The following is a 26,324-nucleotide window of genomic DNA, read 5'->3' as shown; positions in this document are numbered from 1 at the left end:
AAATATTCTGCTATATCCTAATTGTATTTTTACATAACGCTAACTAAGCTTTTAAAAAGTTAACTAAAAATATAACGTCATGACTGAATGCCGAAAAAAACTCATCCATATTAACAGCACGCCTTATTACCATATCAGTAATCATTGTGTCAGAGGGACGTATTTAATCAAAGAAGACAATCAATACAATAAAAACGGCAAACTCGACCAACATAGGGCCCAATGGTTTCTAGATAGACTCATTCAATTATCCACTATTTTTTGCATCGATATTTGTGCTTACTCCATTCTCCCTAATCGTTATCATCTAGTCTTAAAGGTCAATATCTCCACGGCTAAACACTTGACATTAATTCAAGTAATGAAGCGCTGGAAGCAAATCTTTAATCTTCCTCCTCTCGCAAACAAATATGCCAATCAAGAAGTACTGTCTACTGCAGAAAAAGAATCACTGGATGAATTGAAACTCCAATGGCGTGAACGCTTAACCAATATTAGTTGGTTTATGCGCTGCTTAAATGAAACAGTTTCACGTAAAATTAATAAAGAAGAAAAATGCAAAGGTGCTTTTTGGCAAGGACGTTTTAAAAGCCAAGCACTGCTGGACTCTCCAGCTCTCCTCGCTTGTATTATGTTCGTTGACTTAGCGCCGATAAGAGCACAGCTAACCCAATCACTTGAAAATGATTATTTCACCTCAATCAATTTACGACTATCAGCATTCAATCAAGCTCAAGCAGAAGCTGAAATATATGATGTTGATCACAACGACTTAGCCATAGTGCAACAACCGACCACATTATTGCCTTTAGATCACATGACGCGTTCAGGTGAAAAAGTCCACATTCCTTTTCATTTACCTGATTATATTGAATTAATAATATGGACACATCGAGGAATAATCCAAAATAAAATCCCCACTAACCCGATCCCAACACCTAGATTACTCACCTTACTTTCAATTAAAAAGAAAGATTGGATAGAAACCTGTCGCCATTTCAGTCATCACTACAGTCATGTTGCCGGCAGCTGGTCAAAAATGTGTGAATTTAGCCATCAATTTAATGGTAAATGGTGTAAGGGAAAGCGCAATAGCCAGCAACTGCACCCCACTTCCCCTTAAATCATTACCCAATGAGTCTCTTATTCTTGCTGAACTTTCACGATAAGCTAGTTCTAAAATGAACATGTTACAGGTAGCTATTCATTAAACAATGTAGACTCTGCCCCTGAGAAATCATGCTGACTTTGATCATAATTTGTTCGAGTTAAGAACGCTTTTTTAGCGAGTGCTTGCTCCGCAGGTTGATTTTGAGAAAAATCATAATTACTTTTAACTGCTTTTGTATAAAAGCCCCCTCCTTGCTGTCGCAGCACATCGTCATCAACTAATTGTTTAGATTGCTCCAGAGATAATCTATTCATGTTTTTCTCCTCAGTTTCTGATTGCGCCGCAACATCAATCTGAGTGCTATCCATACATGTTACAAAGTCATTTGAAGCATTCACCATTGAAGCGGTAAAAAAGAATAAACACACTGATATAAGGTAATTCATCACAGACTCCTTCACTTAAGGGATAAAAAATCATCAAAGTACCATGAACAAGTACTTACCACTGCTTTTCTGGAAAACTTAACAATTTAAAAAAATCAATTATTTATAACGTGGCTAAGGTGAAAAATTGGAGGATGATCAATATCATGCAGAATGATGGTTTTTGCAACCCACATTAACGCATTTAAGCTTGTGGTATAAATTATGTTTTGCACACGAAAAAAAACCGTTGGCGCTAACATATACTCATTGACGGGCTCTAGTTTGGCAGGTGTACTATCTTGCAATAAAACAACAAAGAGAGATATTTGAACATTCGATAATTGACTGGGAGCATCCTCACTGTGTTGAGGAATAAAAGAAATATCATTAGGCTGTTTGATAAATTGAGCGTGATCACGCACAAAAAACGATACCAGACTATGATGAGGATGATAAGAAACACTAGCTGGACTTCCATCATTATACACAAGAACAGATGGCCAGAATAACAAGCCCAAATACACAATAATGAGACAATAAGGCATCCACTTCAGCATGTTCACAAACCACTTCAATAGTAAACCTGAATGAAGTATAGCTAAACTTAAACGGGATCTTTTATATCGCAATATGCCGTTACAATTTACTGAGCCTCATGCCAATGAGTCATCCGTTAGTTACATGCTTTCTCACCTATCAGCCTAATGCAAAAAGTAATCCTATCAACTATATTTTACCAAAGCACACTCACTTCTCAGGGATGTCGTTGTGACAAAAAGAACCTATTTTTCAATGATTGTATTGTTGATAAGTTCAATAAATTATCAACTCACGAGCTATGCAACAGATACACTAGTTCCAAGCACAAAAAAAGAAGATACTCTGATTGGCGCTTGGTACAATTTCAACGCTCACGGATGCTCCTCAATGTACATCACACAAGAATCAAAAAAAGGAAGATTAACGGGGGACTTTGCTAACGGGCAAGCAGGTTGGTGCGCCAAACCAGAACAATGGTTTCCTTTAACAGGCCATATGATAGGTGACAATGCACTCACATTTACGGTCAATTGGCAAAATGATTCCCAAGATTGTCAATCTTATACTGTGTGGGATGGAGAAATAAAAGACGGTATTCTATACACCAATTGGGTACTGACCTCGACGAATGGTGGAAAAACGTATCATGGAGAAGATACTTTTTATAGGGAATGTAAATGCAGACATTGCCCAACCCCTTAAGCAGCCTTCACTCTAATGAAACAATACAAATAAAATAGATGGCAAACTCCTTTTGCCATCTATTGAATCGACTCAACAGTTCACATTATAGAAGTGAACTGGGTTGTGAAAAGTCATGTTGTGTTTGAGTAAATGATGTCGTAGAGGTTATTTGATTACTGGCAAGCGCTTTTTTACTATCCATATTATTAGCAAATTGGTAGCTAGGCTTTGCGGCAATCGTCCTATATTTATCTTGTTGGCTTTGATTAAAATCCTTTTTGTCCGTATTCCCCAATAATGAAGCCTTACCTCCATTATTATCCGTACTCGCCGTTAATTGACTCTGATAATCCTGGTTCGGCTGAACTTTATTAGACGTCGAGATCAATTTTTGACTCTTTTGGGGTACAGTTTGTTCTTGTCCCGTTTTATCATAAATTCTCGATTGAGTACCGCTTGAGTTTGCAAAAGCAGCAACAGAAAAGAAAAGAACACTAAAAACAGATAAGTGAGTTAAGGTTTTCATATAATACTCCCAATCTTATCGCTCTTTTCTATTCTTTATGCGGCAACATAGTCCAAAAAGAAAATAAGAACGATAAGAAATCAATTAATCAAATTAAATTACACAAATTTTAAAAACGAATTTAACTGAAAAATTAAACAATAGGAGGGCGAAAATCTTGTGGATTTGTAATGGTTTTAGCAGACCATGAGATGGTCATGATCTTAGAAGATAAAGGCATTGATGAAACCATGATTGTCATTGGCAATAAAGCGCCTGAATGACAATAGCTGTGCGCAGTACAATGTCCTGAATCCAGTTGAACACATTGGGATAACGACTTTTCACACTGTGACACATCTTTGATTTTTACATCATGCATTGTCACTGATGTCTCTGTATTAATCTCATATTGATGATTCAATGTACCAGCAGACAATGGTTGACTTTGAGTCATTGGACTTATCTCTGTACTGACACCAATGCTCGGCTCAGCACTCACTGATAGAAGCAAAGACTGCCCTAAAAGAGAGATAATCACAATAAAACAAGCAACATATTTTGTCATAAAATACGAGAACTCACGAAGAAACATTAAATGTAGACTAATATAATCAACCATAGATTAAAACAGTAAACGGCTTTTATATTATCGATTTTTTGATATAAATTATAACAATCAAAAAAGTTAACATAATAACATCATTATAAAGACTTTTCTATTTCAATATAAACACATAAAAAACTCTACCATAAATTTATTAATGTACCTCATCATTGATATCTTAAAATGTTTCTATACGGTAAACATCTTTTCTAATACAAAGCCCATCACAATAAAAGTTGAGCATGCTGATGAAATCATTAAAATAGCTGTCTGTAAATGAGGTTTCCTATCCGATAATACAATAAAGGCTATATAAACAGGCGCTAACCCAAATAAATAACGAGGCATAGCAGTTATCCCTGTTAATAGTGGAATAAAAGTGCAAATAAAAACAAAAATGGCTTCAGCCCACAATTTTTTATAAACCAGATACAGGTTAATCAGCCAGCCAAACATGATCATACCAACTAAATAAAGATCTTTTCCACCATTAGACAAACCTTTCTCTAACCAATGAGTCGGCCAATCAATATAACGTTGCCAAGCAATTTGTATGTGAGTAAAAGCAAAGCCGTCCCCAGTTAAAGTATACAAATAAAGCATATAGCTGAATAATAGAATAGGAATAACCCAAAGCACTGCAATCACCATGAATCCTCGTTCAGTTTTAAAAAAAGAACGAACGCCATAATGACCAATCGCAATCAGTAATACAGAAAAAACGCTCATCACGCCTAAATTTCGAGTCCCTGCAAGTAATACCCCACATATAGCAACATATAACCATTGCTGACGATAACTAAATAAAAAGACAGCTAACGTTAATGCGATAAAAAGTGACTCAGTATAACCACTCACAAAGTAAACCGAAAAGGGTGAAAAAGCGAGAAACCATATTGGAAAGTACCCTTGCTGAGAGACCCCCATTTGCCTAGAAAGCTTTAAAATAAGCACTAATGCTATAAAAAAAGAAATATTACTGACAATATAAAGCGACAGAGTTATCGAATTGACGAAAACATCTAATACCTTAGTTATCATAGGATAAACAGGCATAAATGCCCAACTGGCTGCATCATGTTCTAAATGCCAACGAGGCTGCAAATCATAACCAATATCAATTATCTGTTTGTACCAAGTACAATCAAATCGACAAAATGCATCCAATACCGTCGAGTCTCCGCCATAAATACGGCTCGCTATTAACCCAATAAAGTAAATGAATATTCGACTTAACAGAAAAACACAGATAATCATTTTCCAATCTGTCTTAGAGAGTGTTTCTTTTGACAGCAATGAATCATTACCCATTATTTGAACACCCATAGCTTTGCTAAGACGTAAGTTAAAATAGGCACAGATAGTGTTGATAGGAATATGGCATCCCATCCCGTTAAAAACTGAGAGTGTACAATGTAAAAAAGCAAACTGTTATTTATTAAGAAACCCAATAATGACACACTTAAAAACTTAATAATTGATCCATTTGTTTTAAACGTAAAGTGTCTATGCCCTAAAAAAGAAATAAAAAAAGCGATAAAAAAAGCCACACTATTTACCGTTAACTCAGGTAAATTATCTTGATAAAATAAAATAAATCGTGATAAAGATAAGTGCACTAACGTTGCCATACCGCCCACAAGTGCAAAACGATTTAATTGCCAAAAATGATAAGTGTTCTTTCTTATTTCATTATTCACTGGGCCTATCTATCCTTACCTTGATAAAAACCTGTAATGTTATTAATCAAATATATAGGCCTTTGTTTTATCTCAGTAAAGATTCGACCAATATACTCACCAATCACACCAAGAGATATTAACTGAACCCCACCTAAAAATAAAATAACTGACATGATTGAAGCATATCCTGGTACCTTTACACCTAAAAATAACGTATCAATTAAAATATGAGAAGCATAGAGAAAAGCAATAAATGAAATACCAAAACCAATATAACTCCAAACCCGTAATGGCCAGCTGGTAAAACTTAAAATACCATCAAGCGCAAAATTCCATAAACTCCAATAGTTAAACTTAGTTTTACCTATATTCCTTTCGGGTCGTTCAAATGGCACCCCTATTGCTCGAAAAGCACTCCAAGCAAACATGCCTTTCATGAAGCGATTTCTTTCGGGCATTTGATTCAAGGCATCAATAACCTTCCTATTAATTAACCTAAAATCTCCTGTATTCTCAGGTAATTTTGTTCGATGAGATAACAAATTAAAGAGCTTATAAAAGCCCCCTGCAGTGCATCGCTTCATTCTCGTATCAGCGCTTCTATCGACTCTCACCCCATAAACCGTATCATACTTATCCGTGCACCAAAGACGGAAAAACTCAAGAATAACGCAAGGAGGATCTTGTAAATCGACATCCATGATCACCACAGCATCACCTCTTGCATGCTGTAAACCCGCAGTCATTGCTGCTTCTTTTCCAAAATTTCTCGCTAAGTCAATTAAACTGATATTGTCATTTTTTTCTATTTCAGCACTAATGACATTAAAGGTATCATCAGTACTCCCATCATTAATAAAAAGAATATCTATATGTTGATATATTGATACTAACTCAACCTTTATCGATTTTATAAATGCTGAAATATTATCTTGTTCGTTATAAACAGGTACAATAAGCGTTAAATTTCGGCTCATTTTGCGACCCCTTAACCATTAAACTTTTTAGTGATATAGGTACGGATGAACTCATCGTTAACGTGTTGACCACATCAGATTTGTCATCCAATAACGTATTGGGTACATTCAAACTTACAGCTGATTCATCTTCTGAAATAAGTTGTTTTTCAAACGTGTGCCCCGCAATAGTAAAAAACACATCCACAGTACTTTTTGGTGGATAAAAAATAAACTTAAACGTTTTTACTTGACTTTTATCCTCAAGATTAAATAACAAACTTGCCTTACCTGAAAATAAAGCGGTTCCAGATTTAATCAATTTTTTACTCCAACCGTCACGACTAAAATAAGGTTCTAACATTTTTACAGTTAATAATTTATCCATGGGGATCAGAATATTAGGCGTGCTTTGACGATAAAACATTGTTCGGTTATGGATATAATATTCAGCATAAGCTGGAGAGACATTAGGCCTGAATGATAAATATAAAACTGTCAAATAAAATAAAGACAGTACCAACACCCCCACTAAGATCAGTTTTATTTTAAATGTCAGCTTTATGTTAACCATAATATTCGCCAAAGACTGTTAGTACAAAAAGGTATAGCTAAATCAATATGCCCATGATACTTACAATAAACAGGATAAAATAATCATACCAATAATGTTTATGATTTCATCAATATTAAAATAAAAATCACCTAACTCATTGATAAAATAATCACGACACAGGGAATAAACGAATATAAAACAAAAATAAAACCAATACACAATCCAACCAAGCAAAACAATAACAATTAAAGAACAAACAAAGTAATCATTTTTAATCAATATGATTCATCATAAAAAATTAAATATAATCCAAATAAATATACCAATTCATTATTTTATCTACAATCTCCTAATCGCTTTGATACATTCCGAATCATTATGGTAAAAGAATAAGCATAATAAATTTTATATCTTATTTTTTGTTTTTTTACAATTTGTCCACTACCTTAGTAAGTATAACTATATTAAGGGATTAGAATGCACTCTGATGAATAAAAAGAATCCACCCTCATTTACTGCAATTTCTTCCGTTTCTTTACTACTTTGGTTTATCTTCATGAGTACTTTAGCTTATGGTGAAGATATTCAGTTTGCTGTTTTTTCAATGAATGCTGATTTACCTAAAATAAGTAATAGTAAAGTAAGAATGATTTATAAAGGTAAAACAGACAAACTCAGTAATAATAAAATAAAATTGGCTGACTGGGAAAACAATTCAAAATTTAAAGAAGAATTCTATAAGATATTACTCGGTAAAACTGTATCTCAAGTCAATGGATATTGGGCTAGCCTAGCTTTTTCAGGCAAAGCATCTTTACCCCATATCATCGATGATGACAATGTAGGTCAACTGGTCAACTGGCTAAAAGAAAATAAAAATGGCATAGGTTATGCGCCAACTCCTCTCGTGCCTGAAGATGCAAATATATTAATAACTATAGAAAAAGGACAGTAACGGATGAACTTTCCTAAATCCCCCATATTCTCTATTCTCTCTCTAACCCTTTTGTCAGCTCCAGCCTTGTCAGCCATTGACATCACTTCGGATCTCACTCTTAGCGGTTTTGGTTCAACGTCCATAACCAAATCAGACAATAAAACCCCCTTATTCATCAATCGGGAAATCACTGATAACACTTGCTATGATTGCGATACCATTTTCGGCGTGCAGTTAGATTATGACATTACTGATGACCTAGAAGCCTCACTGCAATGGGTTAAACGTCCTCAAGATGAATGGAGCGAACCTGAAGTTGAATGGGCCTACTTATCTTATGATATTAGTAACTTTACCATCAGAGCAGGGCGTTTAAGACTGCCGCTATTTTTAGCTTCTCAGTACTACTATGTTGCCGAAGCTTATTATTGGGCCAGACCTCCTCAAGAAGTATACGACAGCGTTTCAGGTATCACTTATTATGACGGTGGGGATATCACTTGGAAACGAGATTTATCCGATGAACTCACACTCAGTATTAATCCCTTTTATGGCAGCGATCGCACCTACCCCATAGAAATAGTAGGAAATGAATTGAAGTTTGATACTGAGTTACTCATTGGTTTATCCACCGACTTATCAGGCTACGATTACCGTCTGCACTATACTTACATGCGGACCAAATACACCGCACAACAATTTCCATTTAATACATCGACTATCAATATACACGCTTTTGGATATGAACTATCTTGGCAACAATTTCAATTTATGGCAGAAGTTGAAACTGATGAGTTACAAACCAACTGGTATGTCAGTACCGCCTATAATATTGATGATTTCACCACTTATATTACTTACGCGCAGTCTCATCATACAAACCCCAGTCAAAGTGTCACACCCGGCGTTCGCTATGATATCACTCCAACAGTGTCGGTTAATTTAGAATATCAATACGAAGCGATTGAATCTGATTACATCTATGCAACGGGATTATTTGTACAACCACCGATTTTCTATTCCGAGAAAAAAGATGCTAATCTTGTCACCTTTATGGTGAATTTTATCTTCTAATAAAACATATCCATATTGAGCATTCAACCGTACCTTCACTCTCTAGAGAATGCTCAAACTTTACTCATTACCGATTAAGGATATTCGCACTAATAATATCTTCAGCTTCAATAATATTCACATGGTGCTTATCCTTTATCTGAATAACATTGATATCATTTGAGGTTACACTTTGAATATTGTTATCACTTAATTGATTAACGAGCTCATCGAGCTCTATTAGCCCTTCATGTTGCTCATTCACTTTCATCATCTCTTCAGCTTTAAAAAGCGTCACTTTAGAATGAATTAATTGTCCACTTAACGCTTCTTGATTCATATCATTTTCAAAAGGAACCGCCGTCATCACCCGTTCAAGGTATTCTTTAGTCGCATTTTTATCTATCACATCCCTTTGCATCATATTAAGAAAAACATTTTGACCTAATTTTTTAAAAACATCTTTAGTTTCAATATTATGAACTAAGGTATCTAATAAATACACATGCACATCGGTATAACCACGTAACTCTAATTGATAAGCCATTTCTAACGCAATATTGCCACCTAAAGACCAACCTAAAATGGTAATAGGTTTATGATGAAGTTTAGCTTCCATCAACAAATCAAGGTACATTAATGCAATGATCTTAAGAGAGCCTATTTTAGTTTCTGACACTAAATTATAATTATCAACACCAATACAATGAAACCTTGGGGCTAACTTCAAAGCCAGCTGATGATATACCTCTGCACCAGCAGTACCAGGATGGATCATAATCAAACGATCTTCTATCGTCGAATTTGGCGTTAAAGAATAAAGTAAGGGTAAATCATATTCTGGCTTTGATATCGACTCACATAAACTAGCAATATTAGGATGGGTAAATAAAGTGACTAAACTCACATCAATACACACATTCATTTTCTTTAATAATTGTATTGCCTTAATGGAGTCCCCTCCAATATGAAAAAAGTGATCATGAATACCCACTTGCTCAAGCCCTAAGATCTCTTGCCAAATTTCACATAGCTGCTTTTCAATCTCATTTCGAGGCGGTACATAATTCTCAACATCAATCAATAATGGCTCAGGCAAAGCCATTTTATCCAATTTACCATTTAAGGTTAACGGCACCTCATCAATTAACATAAAGCATTTAGGAAGCATATACTCAGGTAAAAACTCCATTAATTTATCTGCAATACCATCAAGATCTAACGCTAACGCCAGTTCATTGATATGACGTGAAATGGAACGGCGATCTTGATCAAAATCCAATGAGTCAGCGGGCATTTCTGGAACAATATAAGCCGCTAAAAAGTGTTTATTCACCGCTTTATAGTCAATGACCACCGCTTGTTTAACCCCCGCCAACCTATCAATAGCAGCTTCTATTTCACTTAATTCAATTCGATAACCTCTCACTTTAACTTGACTATCCCTTCGACCTAAATACTCCAGATTACCATTAACTGCATATCGCACTTTATCACCCGTTTTATACAATCGATTATTTTCATTATCTGTTGATTTTGTACTAAAAGGATTCTCAATAAAGCTCTCAAAACTCTTCTCAGGTGAATTCAAATAACCTCGCGCTAAACCAGCACCAGAAATATACAACTCACCTATCGCACCAATAGGGCTTAATAATTTGTTATCATCGAGTACATACAAAGATCGTGTATTAATTCCTTTACCTAAAGGGATACTCTTCATCGGTGTATCACATTCATACGTTGCAGCAAAGGTAGTGCATTCAGTTGGGCCATATCCATTTAAAATATGCTTTGGTCTTTGTGTACTCAACACCAATTGATTCATTAAACTTGCGGTTAATGCTTCACCACCGACTAATAAATAGTTCAATCCAGAGAATATAGCTGGCTTCTCAAGATAAACACTGTCAAATAATGTTTTAGTCATCCATAAAATACTCACCCCTCCTTCCATTAGAAAATGCTCTAACTCATCCACGGTCATAATATGTTTAGTTGTTGAAATGACCAATTGAGCGCCATTAAGTAACGCTCCCCAAATCTCAAAAGTAGCAGCATCAAACTGTGAAGGTGAATGATGCAAGAGGACATCTTCCTCCTTGATATTAATATAATTAGTCTCACAGATCAGTGATGAAACACCACGATGTTTACACATCACTCCTTTTGGCTCACCAGTCGTACCCGATGTATAAATAACATACGCTAGATCCGAACGTTGTACATTTGTAGGCAGTACAGCAACATGATTTGAATAATCCGCATCAACACATAAAAGCTCACTGGTTACCTTAGAATCATGTAACCAAGACTGCATTTTCTTTTTATAGTGGGCTTGTGTCAGGACAAAAGGCATTTGAGTATCTTGTAACATATAGCAAATTCTTGCTTGAGGATATTCAGGAGCAAGAGGAACGTAAGCCCCACCAGCCTTCAATATTGCTAACATGCCAATAATGAGCTCCATGCTACGATCAATATAAAGACCGATAAGCGTATCAGGGCCAAGATCAACACCGACAAAAGCCTCATAATGAGCCCGAAGAACTGAAGCTAATTGATCCGCTTTTTCGTTCAACTCTTCAAAGGTTAATTGAGATGTCTCACAGATCAATGCAATATTAGTCGGCGTTCGTTGAACTTGTTCCTCAAAGAGTTGAGCAAGCGTTTTATCTCTGGAATATGACCTACCCACTTGTAACCATGTTTGTTGCAATGCTTCATATTCATCACTAGACAGTCCTTTTAATGTATTAATTGATTTATGACTGTATTGTAGTCCTTCAGAAATGAAGCGAATTAAGGTTCCTGAAAGCCGCTCGACTTCACAACTAGAAAAATATTGTTTTTGATAATTAACCCTTAAAATCACATTCTCTTTATCCGTAAAGTCAATCAAACGGATCTCTAATGGTATATGATTCTCTTCTGGACTTAAGTGAACAATTTCACCAATATCAAACTCTCTATCGTTATAACAATACAGCTCATAATTTAAACTAATATCACTGGTTAGCACTTCACTATGGTGATCCAACCTTGATAAATGACTTTGTGGAAATTGACTATACCTAAACCCTCTTTTAAGGGTTTTATTTGAATAAGTTAAGAGCTCATCAAATGACCAAGATTCATCTATTTCCAAAGCCAGCATAACTGCATCAGAATGCATACCAATCACTCTCATCGCTTGCTGGCCTCGCCGTCCATGCAACGGAGTACTGATCACCAATTCTGATAAATCTAAATATCGTGAGAAATATAACGTTGAAACGCCCATTAAAACAGACAGTACACTCTGCTTAGATTGCTCACAAAACGTCCTTAACTGATAACTCAATTGAGATGACAAGGCTATAGAATATTCGTCACTTCCTTGTTCCATATAATATTGAGGTAAATGTGTCGGTGTTTTTTGTGCTAAAAAGTCTTGCCAATACTCTTTATCTCTTCTGTAACGATTTGATAAAAAATAATCTTGAGACTTCTCAATTTCAGCGGAGTATTGAGGTAAATAGTGAATAAAATGCGGCGTTTCATTTTTAATAACCTTAGAATAAATATAATTGAGTTCCTCGTAAATACGATACACTGCAATACCATCAACCACTAGATGATGAAAACGCGAAAATAAGTAATATTTGTTTAAACTTAACTTGATCACCGCTAATTGGTATTTTTGCTCCTGAGCACAATGAAACACTTTTCTGTATTGCTTAGCCATCCATTTTTTAGCCTGATGATGCGGTGAAGTTTTATCTGAAAAGTCAATAAATTCAATATTTCCTTTTATGACCCCTTTAGGCAAGATCCGCTGTAAAGGTAAACCATCATCTTGCTGTACCAACTCAAGCCTTAAAGCATCGACATGATCAATCAATAACTGCCAAGCAAGTTGTAACTGGCTTAAATCATATGCTTTTTGAACCACAGAATAACAGCCTATGTTATACATAGGGCTATTGGGTGAAATAAGTTGTTCAAAATAGACATTTTCTTGTGCACAATGTAAGGGAATAAGTGACAATGAGGTATTGGTATTCGATACATTAGACATAGAGACAGCACCTTCTAGTACTGATAAACCCTAAATAAGCTCCACTTTACATTTGCAAAAAAGTGGTAATAAGTTTATCCGTAAACCACCTCTACTTTAGTATTAACTTATTAATATTAAAGTAGGCTCAATATAATCATAGACTATTCAGCAGATTTCATTAAGGCCTACGACTAAAGTGTCAATTGATGCTCCCAGACTGACTCTCTATAATAGCCCGCCCTTAAGTACATGGATCTGTCTCCCAATAACGAGTTTTCATCTTCACTTCGAAACATTGGGCTGGAAACAAGAATTATTACCCCCTTTATTTATTATTATTTTGGAGTACTCCCTTGCAACAACCTTTCGCAAATCCCGCCCCATTAGGACTCATGGGTTTTGGCATGACCACTATTTTACTCAACATTCATAATGCTGGTTTTTTCCCGATTAGTGCCATGATCTTAGCCATGGGACTGTGTTACGGCGGACTCGCACAAATCATTGCAGGAATAATGGAGTATCGCCGCAACAATACTTTTGGTATGACGGCCTTTATTTCTTATGGACTCTTTTGGTGGAGTTTAGTCCTGCTACTGATTATGCCTAAAATGGGAATAGCAGAAACGACACCAACAGCCTACATGGGGTGCTATTTATTCATGTGGGGAATATTCACATTATTTATGACCTTAGGCACGTTAAAATATAATCGCGTCAAACAAGCCATTTTTGCAGGCCTCACCTTACTCTTTTTCTTATTGGCCGTTCGAGATTTCACTCAAAATAGTCTCATCGGCATCATCGCGGCATATGAAGGGATTATTGTTGGTGCTTTAGCCATTTACTTAGCCATGGCGCAAGTATTAGAAGAACAATTTGGGCGCACTATTTTACCCATAGGGGAAAAGCACCTAAAAACAGTTTAACGTAAAAAGAGCAGCATACATGCTGCTCTTTAAAACAAAAACATTTTTTATCATCAAAATACCTTATAAACAATACCTCACACTCAACAAAATCAAAAAGATTGAGTCATGTGTCATTCCTGTTTTTTTTACCATTGTACGGAAATGGCACAGAATTCCGAACACTACTAAAAAGCATAGCACTACCAGCAGTTGGCTTCTCCTCACCCGATTGTCCATGAGTATTGCAATTATTATATGAATTTAGGTTGTGGGTAAGAATACACCATTATTTGAGTCATTTATATCGACATTGTGTGCTTCTAGATGATTTCGCGTTGCAACTACATCTGGATGAGTTGAATTTGACATCACGATATGATGTGCTGAGTTTTTATACTCTGGTTCTATTTTACCCGATTCGACCATATTCGCTCTCAATTTTTTTGCATCATCGGAGCAACCCGCCAGCCCCAAAGGATCTACCCATTCCATGGGGTTGTGGACATAAGAGCTGGGTCTAAGACCACCCGCCATGCCTATTGGGTCGGATGTTAGGTACTGGCAGCGATCAACAAAGTAATACAGCGGATCATAATAGCGATGCCTATTGACCCTTTACTCAAAAAAAAGATTAGTCTCACCATCATAAACTTGACTTACTTCTTTATAATAAAGAGACGTAAGTCACAGATAACGGGATCATTCACCTCCTCCAGATATTGGCGTTCTGATAAACGACTATCGCTAATACTCTCAAGCTTATATTTTAAAGTCAGCCCACAGTTTCAAAAACACTGGCCACGCCATTTAACTCCTTATAAAAGAAAGTCCGTCCTCGCTACATAACTCTCTAGGCGAGCCTGCATGATCATTGATGATGTAATGTAGCTGCGGCGCTAGCTCCGCTTGGTTCTCATTGGTCTCCTTTATCACTCTCTGCGCCAGTGGACGGAAGCTATCTGGCTCACTCTTTATGAAAGCTCATGCCTTTGGCATTGGCCACTGGGTGGTATCGTACAAGCTGCCATCGGCCTAAACTCTTAATAAAAAGCCACGCTGCTGTTCAATGAGGTTATCGCCATTCACAGAGGTAATGGATTTAAATACGTTTAAAAAGAAAAAGGGCTTTAAGCCCTTTCCCATTAATTTAATCTTAACTGTTGATTACATCTTCCCTATTCAATCATTTCTTTTAGTTTACCTGTCGTAAAATCAATATATTTTTCATTGTAATAGTCTTCCATAAAATCAGAAAGTTTTCTTGCTGCTTCACCTGGAGAATGAGCAAGGCACGTTTTTTCTATTAATTTTGTGCGTTTTTTCTTTCCTTTAAGCCACACATTTAAGTTAATATCATATTCTAATATAAAATTATCCCAATCTGTGACCCTACATCCTGCATCTACAACACAAACCACCATGTTATTATCTTTCAAAAGTTCATGTTTACTATAAAAAACAGTATAATTAATGAAAAATTCTTTAGCTAAAAACCTCTGATTTTCACATTGAATATTTTCAAAGCTATCTTTATCTAAATAAAAAACATTATTTTTATCCACTTGCCATCCACTCGGAACATAAAATTCACGAACAGGTTGAAATAACTTTCTAAAATCCATCAATTAGCACCTTTTAAATATGAATTATATTTTCCTTCGGAAATAGGATGTCCATGAAATTCAGGGTTAGGATTTTTTGTAACCTCAACACGCATGAACTGCGTTGCTTTTCCTTCATTATATCCGATTGTTCTACCAGCATCATATACGTAGTAATCAGAACCACCATCCTGAGGAACCCGAACACCATTTCGTAAACCTTCTTTTTCTATTTTGTTCCTAAAAGCTGTTACATTACTTTCTGTTGCTTTATCAGGTAATTCATCACCCCAATATTGCGCTGCTCCTCCATTTGAGGATTTACTTTTTGCCTCGTTAACAGATGATGCTTTAGTATGTTTATCATACTCTCCCGAGGTTGAATGATGTCGTTGTCTTCTCTCATTTTTCTCTGCTTCACGTCCTTTAGGACAACTGGCAAGCCCCAAAGGATCCACCCATTCCATGGGCCATAAGATTTAAATATTGGCGGAACGTATGAACTAGGTCTTAATCCCCCCGCCATACCGATAGGATCGGGCGTTAGGTACTGACAGCTATCAGGATCGTAATACCTATATCTGTTGGCTCTTTACCCAAAAAATGGCCCTGTTTCAGCATCATAAACTTGGCCTACTTCTTTATAGTAAAGAGACGTCAGTCACAGATAACGGGATCATTGGCGGCTTGTTCGAGATATAAGCAATCCAAAAATTAAAAGGGCTTAACGCCCTTTTTATACAAAATGTTCCACATAAAAATTTAAATAAAATTATTATAATCAATCATTCGGTGCGGACCAATATTCAATATCTTCCATTGCCCTTTCTAGCTCGTCCATGTCATCATCACCAAGTGTTGTATCAAAAGCCTCAGATAACACCTCTCTAATACTCGAAAGTCTATCTAGCATATTATTCTCTTGTAAAAATGTTAAGATTTCATTTGCCAAATTTATTTTTGGATTATCAACTGATTCCATTGCTATAGAATTTAGAGATACAACTAATAAATTTATAGTTTTTAGTACACCAAAGATATCATCTTTAGAGTATGTCACATTTGGATTGTTATTACCTTTCATTAGCCTCTCCTATGTATAACTTCGGCATTATTAAGCTTAACAGTGCCTTTTATTGTCATTTCTTGTTTACCCGTTAATGGATTTTTTATCATTTCTATATTACTGGTTGGCACATCTGTTTCTATATAACTATTACCTTTACCAGGTTTGATTTTATGTACAGATTCAGCTTTTTTAGGACTTAATGCTTTTTTATTTGCGCTTTCAACATAAACTCTACCGTGATCTTTAGAAGTAATTTCACCACTTTCCATTATCTTATTAGCAGAGGATTTTTTAGTGTAATGTCTAACTCTTGTTGTTTCATTTTTCGGACACCCCGCCAACCCCAGCGGATCTACCCACTCCATCGGATTGTGAACATAAGCACTGGGTCTTAATCCGCCAGCCATACCTATTGGGTCTGGTGTTAAATACTGGCAGCTATCAGGATCGTAATAGCGATGGCGATTATAATACAAACCCGTCTCATTATCATAGACTTGCCCTTGATACCTTATGTCGCAACTGACGGGATCATTGGCCGCTTGTTCGAGGTATTGACGTTCGGGTTTATTACTTAAACCATCACTAATACTATCAAAGCCTCCCCATAGCTGCTGCTTGCCCCGCCATTCAATGTGGCCATCCTCAGAACAGAGTTCGCGTGGCGAGCCTGCGTGATCATTAATAATATAATGTAACTGCGGTTCGAGTTGACCTTGATTAGCTTCAGTCTCTCTAATGACTCTCTGCGCGAGCGGTCTAAAACTATCAACCTCACTCTTTATGAAAGCTCATGCCTTTGGCATTGGCCACTGGGTGGTATCGTACAAGCTGCCATCGGCCTAACCCCTTAATAAAGAGCCACGCTGCTGTTCGATGAGATTATCTCCGTCCCATAAGTAATGGATCTGGAAAATTATAGATAATAAAAAAGGGCTAAAAAGCCCTTTTGTTTTACTAGTCAATAAGTTACTTAAAAATTTTAAACTTTTCAGGATAAGTAATCGTTAAACGCCCTCCGGCTGTATCAACAGTAATATTTTGACACTGGCATTCTGCAAAATGCTCCGGTCTAGATTCAACAACATCCCCACAAATGCTGCATTCGTAAAAAATTGATTTACCCGCAGGGTATCCCTTACGTTGGTTAGGTTCAAAATCTATATATTTTTTCTTTTTATTCATAATTAACCCTTTGTTATTCTTTTTATTTTACCTGAATCCAGCAAGCCATCGACACCACCTTCTGATTTTGGAACTAAATATTGTGTTGCACCTCCCGGCTCACCAAACCAAGGTGCTATAGGACCAGCTTCTGCTTCAAATGGCTGAATAACTTCATATTGATGATATGGTGCTTTTAATGACTCTGGCGGTAATGCTCTATCTTTAAACGGAGCACCGACATCCGAAAAATAACTACCTTTGTCATGATAACCCGTATCATCAACCCATCCACCATATCGATCTAGTTTATGTCCTGGTTCAATTGTAATTTTTTCTCTAATAACTTGACCATGAACAGTACCAAACCCTTCATTTGGTGGCCAAGTTTGAGAAACATATTTACCTTTCTTATCATGCCATCGCCCTTTACTATCTTTTTTATAAGGTGCATTATCTGGTTGAGGATCCAATTCCTTCTTCCAATCATGCTGAGCGCCCGCCAACCCCAAAGGATCAACCCATTCCATGGGATTATGTACGTATGAGCTGGGCCTTAATCCACCCGCCATGCCAATAGGATCTGGGGTTAGGTATTGGCAGGAATCCGGATCATAATACCTAAACCGATTGTAATACAAATTAGTTTCTTGATCATACACTTGACCTTGATAACGTAGGTCACACGAAACCGGATCATTGGCTGCTTGTTCAAGGTATTGTCTATCTGGCAGGCGGCTATTACTAATACTATCAAAGCCTTCCCATAGCTGCTGTTTGCCGCGCCATTCGACATGACCTTCTTCAGAGCATAACTCCCTTGGCGATCCAGCATGGTCGTTAATCACATAATGAAGCTGAGGCGGTAAAGCATTTTGATTCGAAGCAGTTTCTTTGATCACTCTCTGCGCGAGCGGCCTAAACCCTTAATAAAAAGCCACGCTGCTGTTCAATGAGGTTGTCACCGTCCAATAGGTATAAAATGTCCTAAAAAAGGGCTAAAAAGCCCTTTTAAAACCGAAATAGTCAATACTCTCTAAATTATAATAACAACCCCTTCTTTAAACTGTCTATTTCTTCATTACTTAAAGATTTATCCAAAAATCCATTAATATCATCATCATCTAGATCATGAGCGAATAAATAAGGAGTATAACCTGTATTTGCATCAATACTGGTTTTAATTGAAGGTAATGAATTACAAAAATAGTCGATATACTCTTCCCTAGAGTTCATATCTGCCCACTGTTTTATATCTATATATAGTGATTCATGTTCAAATATGTCATATTCAGCCACATTCCATATATAATACTTAGCATCACCTCCATATTGTTTCTTCCAAGTTTTCATCTCTTTATCTTGGCATATACCAATTAAAACTTCTGGATTATCATCTTGATCAAATGACAAAACAAAGCCAATTGCAAAAGGAATGATTTTATTTTTTAAAATAAAATCAGATATTAAACTTGATAACACGTCACGATTCATATGTATCACCTTATTGGAAATGTACCGGCAGTTAATTCATTAGCTATATTATTTAATTCGTTTTTAATATCTTGCGCTGTATTTTTAGATGTAATTCTATCCCTAACATTTTTCTTATATACATTAGTATGTACTTTAGAATGAGATACATCATTTAATTGATAATCATTTTTAACAGCTGAGCTTGTGGGTAAGAATACACCATTATTTGAGTCATTTATATCGACATTGTGTGCTTCTAGATGATTTCGCGTTGCAACTACATCTGGATGAGTTGAATTTGACATCACGATATGATGTGCTGAGTTTTTATACTCTGGTTCTATTTTACCCGATTCGACCATATTCGCTCTCAATTTTTTTGCATCATCGGAGCAACCCGCCAGCCCCAAAGGATCTACCCATTCCATGGGATTATGTACGTATGAGCTGGGCCTTAATCCGCCAGCCATGCCTATGGGGTCTGGGGTTAAATACTGACACGAATCCGGATCAAAATACCTAAACCTATTGTAATACAAATTAGTTTCTTGATCATACACTTGACCTTGGTAGCGTAGGTCACACGAAACCGGATCATTGGCGGCTTGTTCGAGGTATTGGCGTTCGGGCAGACGGCTGTTTGATACTGAATTAAGCTTATACTTTATAATCAGCCCATAGTTTTCAAAAAACACTGGCCGCGCCATTTAACTCCTTATAAAAGAAAGGCCTTCCTCGGTACAAAGTTCACGAGGCCATGCAGTAAATAAAGAGCTGCATGATCATTGATGATGTAATGTAGCTGCGGCGCTAGCTCCGCTTGGTTCTCATTGGTTTGTTTTATAACCCGTTGAGCTAACGGACGGAAACTATCTGGCTCACTCTTTATGAAAGCTCATGCCTTTGGCATTGGCCACTGGGTGGTATCGAACAAGCTGCCATCGGCCTAAACCCTTAATAAAAAGCCACGCTGTTGCTCTATGAGGTCATCGCTATTCACACCAGAGTAAACTTGAAGTATTTTTAAATGAAAAGGGCTAAAAAAGCCCTTTAACTACCCATAATTTACTGAAAAGATTGGATTAAAATATTCTCAACAGCTTTATTCCCAGCACTTAATACTTTCGGAAATAAAAGGTATTCTGATGGAGATAATGTTCTTAAGAGAACATCTCCTTCATAAAGATTACCACCAATATTGTGTATTATCATTTCTTTATAAGAATCTTGAAGATCTAAATGTGCTATTTTAGGCCAAACACTCTTCTTAACATTCCTTATATCCCCATATAATACAGAAACTTCACCTGAAAACATCTTTACCTTCAAATACTCACCAACCTTAACTTTCTTAATGTCAAAGGAATCTTCTATATATAATTCATTAAATACACAAAAACCAAAAACATTTTTCATTTGTGATGAAATCCAAACAATATGAGCCAATGCATTTTTCCCTGCTAAAGGTATTACTATTAAATCACCTAATTCTACTTTCATAAACGATTCCTAGCTTAAAGAGCTTTAAATTCCAAGTTTTGTTGTTGTCTCTGAGAAAATTAAATTTGCATGTGACTCAGACTCCCCAGCTATTGTATATTTAGGAGCATTAGGATTGGAAGGACTATAAGATCTAATTTTGTTTAACATTTCTGTGTCAGGGTCTGTTGACTTAGCTCCTCCTAATTTATCTAGCAACCGTTGTTCTAAATGCTTAGCTTCAGCTTTAGTTAAATTATTATTATGAATTATTTCTTGTACTAAATGTCCCTTATCATCTGAAGCTGAATGTGCAACAGCCCTTGCTGGAGCATCCCCTCTACCAACATATTTTATGTCATTTGTCATAGGATCTCGTAAAACATATAATCCTTGACCATTAACTTGATCGTAGTTAGCACCTGTACCACCAGGCTTACGACTTGCTGTACATTTTGCCAATCCCAGCGGATCCACCCACTCCATGGGGTTGTGAACATAGGAACTAGGCCTTAATCCACCCGCGATGCCAATAGGATCGGGGGTTAAATACTGGCATGAATCCGGATCATAATAGCGATGGCGATTATAGTACAATCCTGTCTCGTTATCATAGACTTGCCCTTGATACCTTATGTCGCAACTGACGGGATCATTAGCTGCCTCCTCCAGATATTGCCTTTCAGGCAAGCGGCTATTACTAATACTATCAAAGCCTCCCCACAGCTGCTGCTTGCCCCGCCACTCGACATGACCTTCTTCAGAGCATAATTCCCGTGGCGATCCAGCATGGTCGTTGATAATGTAGTGCAGCTGCGGCGCTAGCTCAGCCTGAGAATTGTGAGTCTCCTTTATGACCCTCTGAGCGAGCGGCCTGAACGAATCGGGTTCATAGGTCCACTGCGTGGTATCGTACAGCGTGCCGTCTGCATAACGGCGCTGTTGTTCGATAAGGTTATCGCCGTCCCAGAGATACTGGATTTTCTCAGGTTGATTAGCTCGTTTATTGCCAGCTTCTCGGCTCTGCTGTTTAATCTTGCTGATTCTTCGACCAAAGGCATCGTACTGATAGAACCAAGTGTCGCCATTTGGAACAATCGCTCGAATGAGCCTGTCTTCTTCGTCCCATTCAAATTTTGTGACTTGGGGCCGAAAGCCTTTTTTATGGGTGACTTTCTCAAACACGCGGCCGCAGACATCATAATGGTATGTGTGCTCGCCTATGCGCTCGACGCGGCCGCCTTGTTGGTACTTAAGCTGTTTTTCAAGGCGCTTAGCGGCGAAATCAACGACTTTGTTATTGCCATTGTGATTAGCATTAGTCCCGGAGCCAAGCACATTCACAGCAACCAGATTTTGCACTTCGTCGTAATCAAACTGCTTGATGCTGGCTTTTGCGTCTATCCAAGATTTTTCTTGCTTTTGATGCGTGATTTGGCCATTGGCGTTATGCTTAAACTGACTTCGACCCCAATGAGATTCATCGATTTCGGTAATGCGCGCCAGCGCATCGTACTGATAGCTGCGCTGCAACGCTTGAAAAGAATCGGGCTTAATGGGCCCTTTTAAATCAGCACCGCGACTTAAGGTGTCATTTGCATTGGGCGTATGCTGATAACCTATGAGTTGCTGGCTGAGTAAATCGCCGCCTAGGCTCCACTCTTGGGCTAAATCAAAGCCTTGACCATTGGAGCGAAACGTCTCTAAACCTTGGCTGTTGCGGGCAAATTGCAGGGCTTGGTGTTCGCTAATTTGAACGCCATTTAATAACCCTTGCTGATAATCGAACTGCACTTGGTAGGGGCTGGCTGTTGCTAAGGGCCGCTCAAGGCTGTTGATAGCAACACGCTCACCTGCGGCATCGTATTCACTGTTAAGGGTTTGGCCGTTAATGGTCTCCATAATGCGGCGACCACTTAAATCATATTCATATTCCACCACCACCTTATTGGCAGAGCCACCATCAAGCGTCGATACCGCTTTACGGCGGCTGTCATCCACTGTGGCCTTGATAAGCTGAGAGGCGGCGTCGTATTCAAAATAGGTATTTGAAGCGACAATATATCTAGGTTTTTCAACTGTTTCTTGGCCATTAGATCCAGCGGTAGGCTGTTTGGCGGACAATTGTTTATCGTTTAGCGGTTTTGCCAAGGCAAAAGCTTGCTTTTGAATGAGGCGGCCGACATTATCGTAATAAAATCGCAGCTGCGCCCCATCAGGCGTGGTACGCTTCGCCACGCGGCCCAGCTCATCGTAGGCAAATTGCGTTTTGCGGCCATCAAAGTGGCGCTCCTCTACAATTTGCCCCGCTTCGTTGTAGCGATAACGCCATTGATCTTTTTGGCTATTAATAACCCCCGAGAATTGCCCATCGCCGTTGTACATGTACACAGTGCGATGCCCTAAAGGATCGGTACTCACCTTTAACATATCAAAGGCGCCGTATTCATAACCGTATATTTGCCCAAGAGGATCGATAACTTTGGTGAGATTACCTTCAATATCGTATTCAAAGCGCTGCTCAGTGCCATCTTCGAAAATCACTTTTTCCGGTGTGGGTGAAGTATTTTGATATTGCCAACGCCTGACTAGAGTCTGGTTTCCTTGACTATTACTGTCAAAAGGAAGAGAAGCTGAAGGCGCTTCAGCTTTAACAATGGTGCGGCGCTCGGTTAAGCGACCTAAGGTGTCGTAATGAAAGCCAATTTTATGGCCTAATGGCGGTAATATAGACTCGATTTGGCCTTGGGCAGTGTAACTGAACGCCGTTGAAAGACCATCGGGACTGGTACGTGAGATGAGCTGACCTTTTACATTGTACTCATAATGCCAAGCCGCTCCTAAAGGATCCTGCGCCTTAAGTAAATTGCCTTGTGTGTCATAATCATATTGCCAAACCGCCCCTAAGGGATTGATGACGCTAGTCAATAAGCCAGCGTCATTGTAAGTGTACTCCTGCTCACTGCCATCGGGGGCGATGACCTTAGTGACTTGTCCCCAGTCATCATAAGCGTACTGAGTGGTCTCACCTAGGGCATTGGTTTCACTCACCAGCTGATTGTCTTGCCATTTTGATAAGGTAACATAACCATTGGCATCGATGTGTTTGACAATATTGTTACGCTCATCGCGGTAAAAGCACTCAATGCCTTTTAGAGGGCTCTTATAGAAAATGACCTTATTGGCATCGTCATAACGGGTTTGATCTTGCCAGCGGCCATCACTGCCTCGGGTACTTAGAGTGCGGCCTTGCTCATCATAAGTGTGTTCAATCCAGGTTTTGTCTAAGTCTGACCAACGCAATAAATTGTCTTGGTGATCGTACTCATAATCAAAATTCTTACCCGCATCCCCTCTGACCTTAACTAATTGCCCTGCGCGGTTATAGCTAAACCTTGCCAATGTTTTAAGGGGATTTTTGTTAGCGTCACATAAGGTCAACGCCTCGATACGGCCTTTATGTAACTCAACCTTAATGCCTTGCTGACTATCACTGGAATTAGCACTGGAATTAGCACTGAGATTAGCGTCTAAGTGGATCCACTTGAGTTTTGTGCGCTCATAAATAAACTGCAATCCATTGCCATTGGCGTCGCTTATGTCCGTGAGTAACAGGGTGTTTTTACCTCTGGTCGCCCCGTGATGGTCCTCGCTTTTAGCATCACTGCTATCGACACTGCTATCAACACTTTGATCATCACTCTTGTCGGCACTCTCATCAACAACAAGAGGATTAAAGCCCGCGTGATTAAAGCCATAAACCGTGCCGTCGAGATGGCGCATGTATAAGCGCCCTTTTAATCGCTCAAGGCGCCACTTGGGCATATGGGGTGCTCGCTCAAAGCCGCCCTCATCGGGCAAAACATAATGGGCCTCACCGCCTTTATCGTCGGTAAACACCACCATGCCATCAAAAAGGGTTAACGTCATGTCCCAATTACTGCGCCAAGTGCGGCCTAATAAACCGGGGATTTTATCGTTACCTGAATGATAAAAACGTTTATGAATAAGTGGCACTAGGCCTTGCAGGGTAAAATCGGTGCGCCACTCCACCGCATTGCCCGTGGCCATATCCACAGGATCCCCCTTACACTTTTCCGCTTTATCTGTCTTAGCAGTATTATTATGCTCTTGGACTTTATCTTTTTTCTGCACCACCTCCGTGGTGTTTTTATTGACGTCCGCTTTACCGGCATTGACAGGCGCTAACGGATCTTTGGTGCCTTTAGGCCTTGGCGTACCGCTGAGTTTAGTAAAGATTTTCTCGATAAATTCATCGACCTTATTCGCTATCCAATCGAGCATTTCATCGACTTTTTTCGACAAACCTTCCATGGCTTTTATCATGCCATCAAAGCCATCTTTTAACAGTCTGACAATCCAGTTACTCTTGGCGGCGTTATTGAGGGCTTTTTTTAAGCCAGCAATGATTTGATTGAGTAAGTCCAGCGCTTTTTGACCATACTCTTTGATTTTGCTGGCAAAGCCGGTTAAAAACTTAACCAGATTGCCGTTCGATAACGCCCGCAGCGCTTTAATGCCCTTTTGAATGGCTTTATTGTCGCTCTTTTGCAGAGCATTAATAATGGTTTTACCCGTCTTTTTAAGGGCGTCACCGAGGCCGGGCACAAAGCCGATAATGGCTAAGGTGCCCATGGCCCAATGCAGAGGATCGCTACGGCTAGCCTCTTCGCTGTAAGTCGTCCATCCCCACTGACCCACATCATATAAATCCATGGCTTGACCCACTACAGGCACAAACCCGAGCGCGATTTCACAAAACAGTAAAATAGCCGAATTATCGTTAGCATCACTGCTCACTTCGGCGGGCAAGCTGGTATGAATTTTATTAACCGATTGCCTTAAGGCTAAACTGCCGTCGTTAATCTGTTCATTGAGCTCCCAAAAACGTTCATAAGCGGGCTCGTATTCATCGGGAATATTTAAAAATAGGCTAGTGTCATCCACATCGACCTTGTTATTATTACTGTCATCGGCATCGTAAACGATATAACCTTTATTTTGTAGAATAACGAATAAGCTAAAATACTCTCCCGCCAACACCGCATTTTCAGGGTTACTTTGCAATACTGGATTATTGATTTCAGTCTCGGGGGCCTTAAACTCGTCACTCCCCTCTTCAAGCAATAAATCAAAGCTGCCGCAACCCATGTCTTCAATGAGGCACAGGCCCTTATCATCCGTTTTTCCTGTCACCTTAGTATTATTACTGTCGGTGAGTTCAAAGGGGGCATTCGGCACAGGCTTGCCATCGTCATAATGATAATAAATCAGCGCACTGCAGCCACACTCAGTGCAACCGCCAGATAAGGTATTATTGGTACTGAAATTTTTCTTTGCCGCTTCTGAGCTAGAGATCAGTTCAGCTTTTTTATTTTGGCTATTGTTTGCGGTATTGCTTTGATTATTATTGTCCATTATGACGCGTTTCCTTTCTACTTAACTGGCTTAGCAGCGCATTCAATAAGCGTTATCACATTGCTCCATTGAGCTGTCTTTATT

25 protein-coding genes are annotated in these 26,324 nt (G+C 38.3%); 5 read left to right on the top strand and 20 right to left on the bottom strand.

Features of this window, described 5'->3' with window-relative positions; translation table 11 throughout:
• Positions 1–79: 79 nt before the first annotated feature.
• On the top strand, positions 80–1,123 hold the full coding sequence (locus Q0976_RS03415) for a transposase (RefSeq protein WP_299490987.1): 1,044 nt from the start codon (positions 80–82) through the stop codon (positions 1,121–1,123).
• 77 nt (positions 1,124–1,200) lie between these two features.
• Here Q0976_RS03415 and Q0976_RS03410 read toward each other — a convergent pair whose 3' ends face one another.
• Together Q0976_RS03410 and Q0976_RS03405 are read right to left on the bottom strand one after the other, a co-directional pair.
• Positions 1,201–1,557 carry a hypothetical protein gene (locus Q0976_RS03410; protein ID WP_299490985.1) on the bottom strand — a complete coding sequence of 119 codons (357 nt, stop codon included), beginning with the start codon at positions 1,555–1,557 and terminating at the stop codon, positions 1,201–1,203.
• Positions 1,558–1,652: 95 nt separating this feature from the next.
• Positions 1,653–2,096 carry a hypothetical protein gene (locus tag Q0976_RS03405; protein WP_299490983.1) on the bottom strand — a complete coding sequence of 148 codons (444 nt, stop codon included), beginning with the start codon at positions 2,094–2,096 and terminating at the stop codon, positions 1,653–1,655.
• 211 nt (positions 2,097–2,307) lie between these two features.
• On the opposite strand from Q0976_RS03405, the gene Q0976_RS03400 reads away from it, so the two are divergent.
• Positions 2,308–2,781: an avidin/streptavidin family protein gene (locus tag Q0976_RS03400; protein ID WP_299490981.1), complete on the top strand. Its 474-nt coding sequence runs from the start codon at positions 2,308–2,310 to the stop codon at positions 2,779–2,781.
• Positions 2,782–2,866: 85 nt separating this feature from the next.
• On the opposite strand, the gene Q0976_RS03395 is transcribed toward Q0976_RS03400, so the two are convergent.
• From Q0976_RS03395 to Q0976_RS03370, 6 genes are all read right to left on the bottom strand, one after another.
• A complete protein-coding gene (locus tag Q0976_RS03395; RefSeq protein ID WP_299490978.1) occupies positions 2,867–3,289 on the bottom strand; it encodes a hypothetical protein in 423 nt (140 codons plus the stop codon).
• Between the two features lie 133 nt (positions 3,290–3,422).
• Positions 3,423–3,836 carry a hypothetical protein gene (locus Q0976_RS03390; protein WP_299490975.1) on the bottom strand — a complete coding sequence of 138 codons (414 nt, stop codon included), beginning with the start codon at positions 3,834–3,836 and terminating at the stop codon, positions 3,423–3,425.
• 228 nt (positions 3,837–4,064) lie between these two features.
• Positions 4,065–5,186: a hypothetical protein gene (locus tag Q0976_RS03385; protein ID WP_299490973.1), complete on the bottom strand. Its 1,122-nt coding sequence runs from the start codon at positions 5,184–5,186 to the stop codon at positions 4,065–4,067.
• The gene (locus Q0976_RS03380; protein WP_299490970.1) at positions 5,186–5,575 is read right to left on the bottom strand and encodes a GtrA family protein; all 390 of its coding nucleotides are present in this window, start codon (positions 5,573–5,575) and stop codon (positions 5,186–5,188) included. The genes Q0976_RS03385 and Q0976_RS03380 overlap by 1 nt, the downstream gene beginning before the upstream one ends.
• 5 nt (positions 5,576–5,580) lie before the next feature.
• The gene (locus tag Q0976_RS03375; protein WP_299490967.1) at positions 5,581–6,534 is read right to left on the bottom strand and encodes a glycosyltransferase family 2 protein; all 954 of its coding nucleotides are present in this window, start codon (positions 6,532–6,534) and stop codon (positions 5,581–5,583) included.
• Positions 6,497–7,087 carry a hypothetical protein gene (locus Q0976_RS03370; RefSeq protein WP_299490965.1) on the bottom strand — a complete coding sequence of 197 codons (591 nt, stop codon included), beginning with the start codon at positions 7,085–7,087 and terminating at the stop codon, positions 6,497–6,499. The genes Q0976_RS03375 and Q0976_RS03370 overlap by 38 nt, the downstream gene beginning before the upstream one ends.
• A 469-nt stretch (positions 7,088–7,556) precedes the next feature.
• Between Q0976_RS03370 and Q0976_RS03365 the strand changes: the two genes are divergently transcribed.
• Both Q0976_RS03365 and Q0976_RS03360 read left to right on the top strand, forming a co-directional pair.
• Positions 7,557–8,024: a hypothetical protein gene (locus tag Q0976_RS03365; RefSeq protein ID WP_299490963.1), complete on the top strand. Its 468-nt coding sequence runs from the start codon at positions 7,557–7,559 to the stop codon at positions 8,022–8,024.
• A gap of 3 nt (positions 8,025–8,027) precedes the next feature.
• On the top strand, positions 8,028–9,080 hold the full coding sequence (locus Q0976_RS03360) for a porin (RefSeq protein ID WP_299490960.1): 1,053 nt from the start codon (positions 8,028–8,030) through the stop codon (positions 9,078–9,080).
• Positions 9,081–9,147: 67 nt separating this feature from the next.
• Here the strand turns inward: Q0976_RS03360 and Q0976_RS03355 are convergent, their stop codons facing one another.
• Positions 9,148–13,119, bottom strand: a complete 3,972-nt coding sequence (locus Q0976_RS03355) for an amino acid adenylation domain-containing protein (protein ID WP_299490956.1) — start codon at positions 13,117–13,119, stop codon at positions 9,148–9,150.
• 335 nt (positions 13,120–13,454) lie between these two features.
• Here Q0976_RS03355 and Q0976_RS03350 point away from each other — a divergent pair, with 335 nt between their 5' ends.
• On the top strand, positions 13,455–14,030 hold the full coding sequence (locus Q0976_RS03350) for an acetate uptake transporter (protein WP_299490953.1): 576 nt from the start codon (positions 13,455–13,457) through the stop codon (positions 14,028–14,030).
• Between the two features lie 243 nt (positions 14,031–14,273).
• Here the strand turns inward: Q0976_RS03350 and Q0976_RS03345 are convergent, their stop codons facing one another.
• The 11 genes from Q0976_RS03345 to Q0976_RS03295 all read right to left on the bottom strand — a co-directional run bounded on the left by Q0976_RS03345 (position 14,274) and on the right by Q0976_RS03295 (position 26,240).
• Positions 14,274–14,504, bottom strand: coding sequence for an AHH domain-containing protein (locus Q0976_RS03345; protein ID WP_299490950.1), 231 nt, complete (start codon positions 14,502–14,504; stop codon positions 14,274–14,276).
• A gap of 683 nt (positions 14,505–15,187) precedes the next feature.
• A complete protein-coding gene (locus tag Q0976_RS03340; protein WP_299490947.1) occupies positions 15,188–15,634 on the bottom strand; it encodes a hypothetical protein in 447 nt (148 codons plus the stop codon).
• Positions 15,634–16,080: a hypothetical protein gene (locus Q0976_RS03335; RefSeq protein WP_299490945.1), complete on the bottom strand. Its 447-nt coding sequence runs from the start codon at positions 16,078–16,080 to the stop codon at positions 15,634–15,636. Before Q0976_RS03335 ends, Q0976_RS03340 begins: the two co-directional genes overlap by 1 nt.
• Before the next feature lie 314 nt (positions 16,081–16,394).
• Positions 16,395–16,697 carry a hypothetical protein gene (locus Q0976_RS03330; RefSeq protein WP_299490943.1) on the bottom strand — a complete coding sequence of 101 codons (303 nt, stop codon included), beginning with the start codon at positions 16,695–16,697 and terminating at the stop codon, positions 16,395–16,397.
• On the bottom strand, positions 16,697–17,368 hold the full coding sequence (locus tag Q0976_RS03325) for an RHS repeat-associated core domain-containing protein (protein WP_366525061.1): 672 nt from the start codon (positions 17,366–17,368) through the stop codon (positions 16,697–16,699). The genes Q0976_RS03330 and Q0976_RS03325 overlap by 1 nt, the downstream gene beginning before the upstream one ends.
• Positions 17,369–17,651: 283 nt before the next feature.
• On the bottom strand, positions 17,652–17,867 hold the full coding sequence (locus Q0976_RS03320) for a hypothetical protein (RefSeq protein ID WP_299490940.1): 216 nt from the start codon (positions 17,865–17,867) through the stop codon (positions 17,652–17,654).
• Between the two features lie 2 nt (positions 17,868–17,869).
• Positions 17,870–18,748 carry a glycohydrolase toxin TNT-related protein gene (locus Q0976_RS03315; RefSeq protein WP_299490937.1) on the bottom strand — a complete coding sequence of 293 codons (879 nt, stop codon included), beginning with the start codon at positions 18,746–18,748 and terminating at the stop codon, positions 17,870–17,872.
• A 139-nt stretch (positions 18,749–18,887) separates the two neighbouring features.
• Entirely contained in the window at positions 18,888–19,340 is a 453-nt protein-coding gene (locus Q0976_RS03310; protein WP_299490934.1) for a hypothetical protein, read from the bottom strand.
• A gap of 5 nt (positions 19,341–19,345) precedes the next feature.
• Entirely contained in the window at positions 19,346–20,029 is a 684-nt protein-coding gene (locus Q0976_RS03305; RefSeq protein WP_299490931.1) for an RHS repeat-associated core domain-containing protein, read from the bottom strand.
• Positions 20,030–20,387: 358 nt separating this feature from the next.
• Positions 20,388–20,822, bottom strand: a complete 435-nt coding sequence (locus Q0976_RS03300; RefSeq protein ID WP_299490928.1) for a hypothetical protein — start codon at positions 20,820–20,822, stop codon at positions 20,388–20,390.
• Between the two features lie 24 nt (positions 20,823–20,846).
• Positions 20,847–26,240 carry an RHS repeat-associated core domain-containing protein gene (locus Q0976_RS03295; RefSeq protein ID WP_299490925.1) on the bottom strand — a complete coding sequence of 1,798 codons (5,394 nt, stop codon included), beginning with the start codon at positions 26,238–26,240 and terminating at the stop codon, positions 20,847–20,849.
• Positions 26,241–26,324: the final 84 nt, after the last annotated feature.

It is taken from the genome of uncultured Shewanella sp. (genome assembly GCF_947501665.1).
GTDB lineage: Bacteria > Pseudomonadota > Gammaproteobacteria > Enterobacterales > Shewanellaceae > Shewanella.
Note: the sequence above shows the minus strand (reverse complement) of the source record. Positions and strands in the feature narration are given on the sequence as shown.

Excerpts from the sequence above, each read along its gene's own strand:
- Q0976_RS03415 (WP_299490987.1), top strand. The coding sequence starts at position 80 with ATGACTGAATGCCGAAAAAAACTCATCCATATTAACAGCACGCCTTAT.
- Q0976_RS03410 (WP_299490985.1), bottom strand. The coding sequence starts at position 1,557 with ATGAATTACCTTATATCAGTGTGTTTATTCTTTTTTACCGCTTCAATG.
- Q0976_RS03405 (WP_299490983.1), bottom strand. The coding sequence starts at position 2,096 with ATGCTGAAGTGGATGCCTTATTGTCTCATTATTGTGTATTTGGGCTTG.
- Q0976_RS03395 (WP_299490978.1), bottom strand. The coding sequence starts at position 3,289 with ATGAAAACCTTAACTCACTTATCTGTTTTTAGTGTTCTTTTCTTTTCT.
- Q0976_RS03390 (WP_299490975.1), bottom strand. The coding sequence starts at position 3,836 with ATGACAAAATATGTTGCTTGTTTTATTGTGATTATCTCTCTTTTAGGG.
- Q0976_RS03385 (WP_299490973.1), bottom strand. The coding sequence starts at position 5,186 with ATGGGTAATGATTCATTGCTGTCAAAAGAAACACTCTCTAAGACAGAT.
- Q0976_RS03375 (WP_299490967.1), bottom strand. The coding sequence starts at position 6,534 with ATGAGCCGAAATTTAACGCTTATTGTACCTGTTTATAACGAACAAGAT.
- Q0976_RS03370 (WP_299490965.1), bottom strand. The coding sequence starts at position 7,087 with ATGGTTAACATAAAGCTGACATTTAAAATAAAACTGATCTTAGTGGGG.
- Q0976_RS03365 (WP_299490963.1), top strand. The coding sequence starts at position 7,557 with ATGAATAAAAAGAATCCACCCTCATTTACTGCAATTTCTTCCGTTTCT.
- Q0976_RS03360 (WP_299490960.1), top strand. The coding sequence starts at position 8,028 with ATGAACTTTCCTAAATCCCCCATATTCTCTATTCTCTCTCTAACCCTT.
- Q0976_RS03355 (WP_299490956.1), bottom strand. The coding sequence starts at position 13,119 with ATGTCTAATGTATCGAATACCAATACCTCATTGTCACTTATTCCCTTA.
- Q0976_RS03345 (WP_299490950.1), bottom strand. The coding sequence starts at position 14,504 with ATGGAATGGGTAGATCCTTTGGGGCTGGCGGGTTGCTCCGATGATGCA.
- Q0976_RS03340 (WP_299490947.1), bottom strand. The coding sequence starts at position 15,634 with ATGGATTTTAGAAAGTTATTTCAACCTGTTCGTGAATTTTATGTTCCG.
- Q0976_RS03335 (WP_299490945.1), bottom strand. The coding sequence starts at position 16,080 with ATGGAATGGGTGGATCCTTTGGGGCTTGCCAGTTGTCCTAAAGGACGT.
- Q0976_RS03330 (WP_299490943.1), bottom strand. The coding sequence starts at position 16,697 with ATGAAAGGTAATAACAATCCAAATGTGACATACTCTAAAGATGATATC.
- Q0976_RS03320 (WP_299490940.1), bottom strand. The coding sequence starts at position 17,867 with ATGAATAAAAAGAAAAAATATATAGATTTTGAACCTAACCAACGTAAG.
- Q0976_RS03310 (WP_299490934.1), bottom strand. The coding sequence starts at position 19,340 with ATGAATCGTGACGTGTTATCAAGTTTAATATCTGATTTTATTTTAAAA.
- Q0976_RS03305 (WP_299490931.1), bottom strand. The coding sequence starts at position 20,029 with ATGGCGCGGCCAGTGTTTTTTGAAAACTATGGGCTGATTATAAAGTAT.
- Q0976_RS03300 (WP_299490928.1), bottom strand. The coding sequence starts at position 20,822 with ATGAAAGTAGAATTAGGTGATTTAATAGTAATACCTTTAGCAGGGAAA.
- Q0976_RS03295 (WP_299490925.1), bottom strand. The coding sequence starts at position 26,240 with ATGGACAATAATAATCAAAGCAATACCGCAAACAATAGCCAAAATAAA.